General features: G+C 70.7%; 2 protein-coding genes. Both read right to left on the bottom strand.

Annotation, left to right across the window (positions count from 1 at the left end; genetic code table 11):
• Positions 1–124 precede the first annotated feature (124 nt).
• Positions 125–337 carry a hypothetical protein gene (locus tag G3I71_RS44685; protein ID WP_046529122.1) on the bottom strand — a complete coding sequence of 71 codons (213 nt, stop codon included), beginning with the start codon at positions 335–337 and terminating at the stop codon, positions 125–127.
• 202 nt (positions 338–539) lie between these two features.
• Positions 540–1,143, bottom strand: a 604-nt coding sequence (locus G3I71_RS44680; RefSeq protein ID WP_275409409.1) for a non-reducing end alpha-L-arabinofuranosidase family hydrolase, incomplete at its 5' end; no start/stop codon positions are given.

The following is a 1,143-nucleotide window of genomic DNA, read 5'->3' as shown; positions in this document are numbered from 1 at the left end:
GGCGACGCTCTCGCCGACGCACCGGTCGCCGGACGACGACGGCCCGGGACGACGACGGCCCGGGACGTCGGTGACGTCCCGGGCCGTGCGTGCGACCGACCGGCACCCGCGGGTGCGGGTGCGGCTACGCGTCGATGAGGTGGCGCTCGTCGAGGACGACGGCACCCGCGGAGAGCAGCTTGGACTCGTGCGCGCGGAAGTGGTGGCCGCAGAACAGCAGCTCGGCGCCGCCCGCGGTGGCGAGCGTCGCGCGGACGTACGCCTGCGCGCCGCAGCGGTCGCAGCGGTCCTGGCGGGTGAGCTGGGCGGTGGGGGCGTCGGTGGTGATGACGGACATGGCCGGACTCCTCGTCTCCTCGGGGCCCGCGGCGGGTGTCGGGACGACGGCCTACCGCGTTCTGCTCACCTGAACCATCGTCCATCCGCGGGTCTTCCGCGAGCGTGTTCGCTCAGCGGGGAACCGGGCACGCGGACGGGGCCGGGGTGCGGCCCTCGGGAGGACCCCGCCCCGGCCCCGTGCACGGTGACCGGCGGGACGGCTACCGCTGGAGCGTCAGCAGCCCCGGGCGGTACGGCCACGTGTGGTACTCGCCGCCCGAACCCGGCGCGCGACCCTGGTACAGCATCTGCAGGTTGCACGGGTCGATCGTCATGGTCTGGTCGGCGTTGGTGCGCAGCAGCTCACCGTGGCTGATGTCGTTGGTCCAGGTCACGCCCGTGTTCGTGCGGCCCGCGAACGGGTTGTTGAACGTCGTGGCGTTGGGCGTCCACGTGCCGTCCAGGCTCGTGGCCGTGAAGGACCGGAAGTAGCGACCCTGGCTGTTCTGCGCCTCGACGATCATGAGGTACTTCTGCTGGCCCTGGAGCTTGTAGACCTGCACGGCCTCGAACAGGTTCTCGGGGGTGTCCGTCATGATCGTCTGGTACGACGAGCCGAAGTTGCCGGGGAAGTTCCCGATCGGCATCGACGCCCGGTAGATCTTGCCGTTGTCACCCGCGAAGAACAGGTACATGTTCCTGTCGTCGCCGATGAGCGCCTGGTCGATCGGCCCCGTGCCCGAGCCGCTGATCGAACCGGTGAACAGGTTCTGCGGCGCCGACCACGAGTTCACGTCGGCCGGGTTGGTGGACGTGCGGTACGTG

The organism is Streptomyces sp. SID12501 (genome assembly GCF_010550245.1).
Taxonomy (GTDB): domain Bacteria; phylum Actinomycetota; class Actinomycetes; order Streptomycetales; family Streptomycetaceae; genus Streptomyces.
The sequence above is the reverse complement of the archived record's forward strand: the minus strand, read 5'-3'. Positions and strand labels throughout refer to the sequence as shown.

Bases quoted from the DNA above. Each gene is read 5' to 3' on its own strand.
- G3I71_RS44685 (WP_046529122.1), bottom strand. From the start codon at position 337: ATGTCCGTCATCACCACCGACGCCCCCACCGCCCAGCTCACCCGCCAG.